This is a genomic window from Actinomycetota bacterium (assembly GCA_041658565.1).
Lineage (GTDB): Bacteria > Actinomycetota > AC-67 > AC-67 > AC-67 > JBAZZY01.
This window is the reverse complement of sequence record JBAZZY010000052.1, coordinates 1-5,730: the sequence shown is the minus strand read 5'-3', so window position 1 is coordinate 5,730 and position 5,730 is coordinate 1. Positions and strand designations below refer to the sequence as shown.

Sequence of the window (5,730 nt, the reverse complement as noted above, 5' to 3'; positions counted from 1 at the left end):
TGCCGCGCCCATACCCGGCGAAACCGCCGCCACCTCTGCCGATCCGCTCAAGCTTCTCGGCCAGGTGCTGTCCTACGCCGTGCGCGTCAAGGCATCCGATATCCATTTGCGCGCACGGAATCATCCGATTCTGCGCGTGGACGGCGCGTTGCGCGCCATCCGCGAAATTCCGCCGCTCGCCCCGGATGTCATGGAACGCATGGCGTACGGCATGATGTCGCCGCGGCAGCAGGCGACCTTCGGCCAGTCCCATCAGGTGGATCTTTCGATCGGCCTCAAGGACATCGGGCGCGTGCGCGCCAATGTGTTCTACCAGCGCGGCATTATCAGCATGGTGCTGCGCGTCATCAACGTCAATATCCCGACGCCGGTCGAGCTGCGCCTGCCGGACATCGTCACGGGTTTTATCCGCGCGGAGCGCGGGCTCGTGCTTGTCACCGGCGCCACCGGCGCCGGCAAGTCCACCACGCTCGCTTCACTCATCAACGAAATAAACCTTAACCGCAGCGAGCACATCGTCACCATCGAGGATCCGATCGAGTTCCTGTTTACCGAGAAGCGCTCGATCATCAGCCAACGCGAGGTGGGCGTGGATACCAACAGCTTCGCCGACGCCATGCGTGCGGCGCTGCGCGAGGACCCGGACGTGATCTTGCTCGGCGAAATGCGCGATCCGGAAACGATCGAGATCGCCATGACCGCGGCCGAAACCGGCCATCTGGTGTTCTCCACGTTGCATTCACCGGCCGCCGCCGAGGCGGTCTCGCGCATCATCACTTCGTTTCCGCCCGAGGCACAGACGGGTATCCGCGCCAAGCTGGCGCAGAACTTGCGCGGCGTGGTGAGCCAGCGTCTGGTGCCGCACAAGGGCGGCCAATCGCGCGTGGTCGCCTGTGAGGTCATGACGGTGTCGGCGCTGGCGCGCGAGTACATTCTCGACCCTCTCAAGCTCAAGGAACTCGTCGACCTCATCAGGAAGGGCACCGTGGCCGAGGGCATGATGAGCTTCGACGCCTCGCTACTCGATCTCTACCGCAAGGGTGAAATCGGCGAGGAAACGGCGCTACAGCACGCGACCAGCCCGACGGATCTCAAGCTCAAGCTCACAGGCTTCGCCTGATGGGGCGCTATCCCCCTCCCCGCTTTTTATGGTCAAATGCTCGGTCCCGGCTCAGCCGATAGACCCAGAACTCCATGGCGGATCGCAGACTTCAGGTATTTCACACGGTAGCGCGGCTCCTGAGCTTCACCAAGGCCGCGGAGACGCTGCACATGACGCAGCCGGCCGTGACCTTCCAGATCCGCCAGCTCGAGGAATATTTCAACACGCGGCTGTTCGACCGCACGCACAACAAGATCAGTCTCACCGCCGCCGGCGAGCGCGTGTTTCAGTACACCGACAAGATCATCGCGCTCTACGGCGAGATGGAAAGCCAAGTGCGCGAGCTGACGGGCGATGTCAGTGGTATTTTGATCATCGGCGCCAGCACTACCATCGCGGAATATGTTCTGCCGATGCTGCTGGGCGAGTTCAAGGAGAAGTACCCGGCCATCAACCTCCGCCTCAAGGTCTCCAACTCCCTGGGCATCGTGCACATGGTCGAGGACAATTCCGTGGACGTCGGCATCGTCGAATCGCCGATCTCGAACAAGAACCTCGTGGTCGAGGTCTGCTGGCTCGACAAGCTGGTGTTCATTTGTCCGCCGAACCACCCGCTGGCGAAGAAAGCCTCCATCCGCGGCCAGGACCTGGTGGGCCTGCCGTTCGTGTGCCGTGAGGAGGGTTCCGGCACGCGCGAGTACATCTCCGAGTTTCTGGCCAGGAGCGACATGACGCACCACGAACTCAACATAAATCTCGAGGTGGGCAATCCGGAGGCGATAAAGAGCGCGGTCGAGGCCGGCTTGGGCGTGTCGATCCTGTCGCAGGCCACCGTCGTCAAGGAACTCAAGCTTGGCACCCTGGCCGCGCGCCCGCTCGAGCCGGCGCTCGAGCGGCCGTTCTCGCTCGTGTTCCAGCGCCAGAAATTCCGTCTGCGCGCCATGGACGAATTCATGAACTTCGCCCACGAGCACTGCGAAAAGCGCGCCTCCAAGCAGAAAAAGTAGTGCTGGTCTGCCACCGTCCCCTGCGGCCACGCCGTGAGCAAAATCGAAGAGCGTTTACGCGAGATTCTCGAGCGCCTGCCCGACGAGCAGGCGCAGCAACTGCTCGAGTACGCCGAATTCCTGCTGACAAAGCATGGCGATGAAAATCTCCCGTCCGAGCCGCTGGCGATCGCCCGACCCGAAGCAGAAAGTGTGGTTGTGGCCATCAAGCGCCTGCGCGCGACCTATCCGATGCTCGAATCGGCCAAGCTTCTGAACGAAACCTACGATCTCATGAACCAGCACATCATGAAGGGTCGCAGTGCGGTGGAGGTCATCGACGAACTGGAAATGCTGTTTCGCCGGCACTACGAACGGTTGGCGGGCGATCGCGACTGACTCGGGAACCTCCGATTTAATGATTCTTTGCCGCAAAGACGCAGAGGACGCAAAGAGAAATATGGGATTTTATCGAGCAATACCTTTGCGCTCTTTGCGCCTTTGCGGCGAGAAATATTATTTTTGAGGTTTATTCAAATTTCCTAGTTGAAGCTCAGAAACTCGCGGCGCGCGGTCACGACTTTGTGCAGGTAGCGCCGGGTCTCATCGTAGGGAAGGTTCGCACGCAGGCGTTGGTAGATTTCCGGTGGCTGCAGGCCATTAATCATGTTCACGGCGTCGTCCTTGTTCTTGGAAAACGCCCGCAGCACATTTGACGGCCCGGTGTTGTAGGCCGAGATCACGCAGTACTCGCGCGCGATCGGGTTCTCCACCCGTTCAAGTTGCTTGAAGGTCAGGACATTCAGATAGGCCACGCCGAGCTCGATGTTGTTTCCCGGCTCGAACAGGTACTGCTTCGAGGGAATGCCATCCTCGCCCTTGGCGACGCGAAACGCCTCGCGCCCGCCACTCGTGGGTACCAACTGCATCAGGCCGTAGGCCGGCGCCGAGCTGACGGCGAACGGATTAAAGTTGCTCTCGGTTTTAATGATGGCGTAGATCAGACTGGGGCTGACCTTATATTGCGCGGCATAGCGATCCACCAGCGGGCGATAGCGCTGTGCCTGCCGGTGCGCAAAATTGCTCACCATGGCGAATTTGACGAACGTCGCGGTTTTCTCACCGCTCCCCACCTCCACCGTGCGTGTACCGCGACCTGCCAGCAGCTGGTCCGCGAAGCTCTCGGCCTGCTCAGGCGTAGCGATGGCGCGTCCACGGGCATCCTGCACCAATCCGAGCAGGTACGGTTCGTGGTCGCTGCTGAGTTTCACGGCGGTGTCGGTAAAGAGGTCGGTCGCGCGCGGGTCGTTGGGCGTGAGCAGGGTGGTGACGACGGCGTTCTTGAGGCTCACGACCGGATTAGTTTCGTCCACCGTCTCGACCATGATTTCGCCGGTGTCGAAATTTACGATCGCGCGGCTCTGGTAGTTTTGTGTGTATTTGACGTAGCGCTTGGGCGTGGCGACGCGGACTTCCTTCTTGCCCCAGGTCTTGCCGACCTCGCCGCGCAGCAGCGCCATCAGGTTGTCGTACTCGCGTTTGACGCGTTTGACGTCCGCCAGTAGCAACCGCGGGTCGCGCTCGTAGGCGTCAGCGCGGTGTTTCAGCGCCTGTTTGATCGCCTGCTGCGGGTCGCCCGAGCGGGCGATATTGGCCGCGGAACGCGCCGTGTTGGCCGCGTCGAGCACCTGGTAGGCGGAAGGGAACCCCGTGGTCTGACAGGACGCCGTCAGCGCTGCGAAGACGAGCGCCAGCAGCAGTTGGTTACAGTATCTCCGACGCATAATCCGCCAGCCGCGAGCGCTCGCCGCGCTGCAAGGTGACATGGCCGCTGTGTTCCCAGAGTTTGAAGCGATCCACGATATAGGTGAGCCCCGACGTGGTTTCCGTCAGATATGGCGTGTCAATCTGGGCGATGTTGCCGAGGCAGACGATCTTGCTGCCCGGCCCGGCGCGTGTCACCAGCGTTTTGATCTGGTGTGGGCTCAGGTTCTGGGCCTCGTCGATGATGAGAAATTTTTTCAAAAACGTGCGCCCGCGCATGAAGTTGAGCGACTTGATGCGGATGCGGCTCTTCAACAGATCGTGCGTTGCCGCACGGCCCCAGGCGCCGTGTTCCTGAGTGGCTTGTTCCTGGAGTACGTCGAGGTTGTCTTCGAGCGCGCCCATCCACGGCCCCATCTTTTCTTCTTCGGTGCCGGGCAGGAAACCGATGTCCTCGCCCACCGGCACTGTCTGGCGCGTCATGATGATCTCGCTGTAGCGCCGCTGTTCGAGCGTTTGCGCCAGCGCCGCGGCCAGCGTCAGCAGCGTCTTGCCGGTGCCGGCGTGGCCGAGCAGGCTGACAAAGTCCACGTCCGGGTCCATCAGCAGGTTGAGTGCGAAATTCTGTTCGCGGTTACGCGCGTGGATGCCCCAGACCTTGTGGCGCTCGGAGGCATAATCCTTCACGACCTCGATGATCGCGGTGTTGGCCTCGATACGGCGCACGATGGCCTCGAACGGATGCGTATCCTCGGTATAAATAAACTGGCCCGGGAACCAGGAGCGCGCCTTTGGGCCCTTGAGGCGGTAGAAGGTCCGGCCTTCCTCCTTCCACGACTCCATGTCCTTGCTATGTGTCTCCCAGAAGTCGGGATCGAGCCGCTCCTTGCCGGTGTACAGCAGGTTGGCGTCGTCCAGCACCTGGTCGTTGGTATAGTCCTCGGCGTGAATACTGAGGGCGTGCGCCTTGATGCGCAGATTGATGTCCTTCGATACCAGCACCACCTGACGGTTAGGGTGGCTCTTGCCGAGGTCGAGGGTGATGCCGAGCAGGATGTTGTCCGGGTTGCTGGTGCTCATCCCGTTCGGCAGGTGCGCGTGCACCGCCTCCAGATGGAAATACAGCCGCCCGGTTTCGATGTCGGTCGTGACCGAAGGCAGCTTTACCCCACGGGAGATGTCGCCATTGGCTTTTTCCACGAGCTCGTCGAGCAGGCGGCTGGCTTGGCGCACGTTGCGCGCGATTTCGGACATACCGACCTTGGCGTGGTCCAGCTCCTCGAGGACCACGATCGGGATATACACGTCGTGCTCCTGAAAGCGAAGAATGGCGGTGGGGTCGTGGATGAGGACGTTGGTGTCGAGCACGAAGATCTTGCGTTTGTTTCCCATCGATGCGATTCGGTTACCCTTAGAGTTTATCGAGTTCGTCGAGTATCTGCTGTGCGTGTCCGTCGACCTTCACGCCGCGGAACGCCTGACGTAACTTGCCGGTTTCATCGAACACAAACGTACTGCGTTCGATGCCGAGGACTTTGCGCCCATAGAGCGATTTTTCCTTGATGACGCCGAACGCGCGACAGAGTTTTTCGTCCGGGTCCGACACCAGCTCGAAAGGAAAGCCATACTTGGATTTGAACTTCTCGTGCGCGGCAAGGCCATCGCGCGACACACCCAGGACCACGGCGTTGCGGCGCGTGAATTCCCCGTGGCGGTCGCGGATATCGCAGCCCTCCCGCGTGCAGCCCGGCGTATCGTCCTTGGGGTAGAAATACAACACTACACGTCTGCCTTTGAGATCGGACAGACGTAGCGATTTTCCGCCGGTGGCGGGGAGCGTGAACGCTGGCAACGAGCGGACGCCGATTTTTTTCGCGG

The 5,730-nt window shown here is 61.0% G+C and carries 6 protein-coding genes; 3 read left to right on the top strand and 3 right to left on the bottom strand.

Features of this window, described 5'->3' with window-relative positions:
* The 3 genes from WDA27_14605 to WDA27_14595 all read left to right on the top strand — a co-directional run.
* A partial coding sequence (locus WDA27_14605) for a PilT/PilU family type 4a pilus ATPase (GenBank protein ID MFA5892156.1) occupies positions 1-1,120 on the top strand: 1,120 nt, incomplete at its 5' end.
* 74 nt (positions 1,121-1,194) lie between these two features.
* Entirely contained in the window at positions 1,195-2,109 is a 915-nt protein-coding gene (locus WDA27_14600; GenBank protein MFA5892155.1) for a selenium metabolism-associated LysR family transcriptional regulator, read from the top strand.
* 33 nt (positions 2,110-2,142) lie between these two features.
* Complete coding sequence (locus tag WDA27_14595) at positions 2,143-2,487, top strand: Crp/Fnr family transcriptional regulator (protein MFA5892154.1); 345 nt, start codon at positions 2,143-2,145, stop codon at positions 2,485-2,487.
* Positions 2,488-2,630: 143 nt separating this feature from the next.
* On the opposite strand, the gene WDA27_14590 is transcribed toward WDA27_14595, so the two are convergent.
* The 3 genes from WDA27_14590 to WDA27_14580 are packed head-to-tail and all read right to left on the bottom strand — an operon-like array spanning position 2,631 to position 5,719.
* Positions 2,631-3,872: a murein transglycosylase domain-containing protein gene (locus WDA27_14590; GenBank protein MFA5892153.1), complete on the bottom strand. Its 1,242-nt coding sequence runs from the start codon at positions 3,870-3,872 to the stop codon at positions 2,631-2,633.
* Positions 3,853-5,244, bottom strand: coding sequence for a PhoH family protein (locus tag WDA27_14585; GenBank protein MFA5892152.1), 1,392 nt, complete (start codon positions 5,242-5,244; stop codon positions 3,853-3,855). The genes WDA27_14590 and WDA27_14585 overlap by 20 nt, the downstream gene beginning before the upstream one ends.
* A 19-nt stretch (positions 5,245-5,263) precedes the next feature.
* Entirely contained in the window at positions 5,264-5,719 is a 456-nt protein-coding gene (locus WDA27_14580; GenBank protein MFA5892151.1) for a peroxiredoxin, read from the bottom strand.
* Positions 5,720-5,730 lie beyond the last annotated feature (11 nt).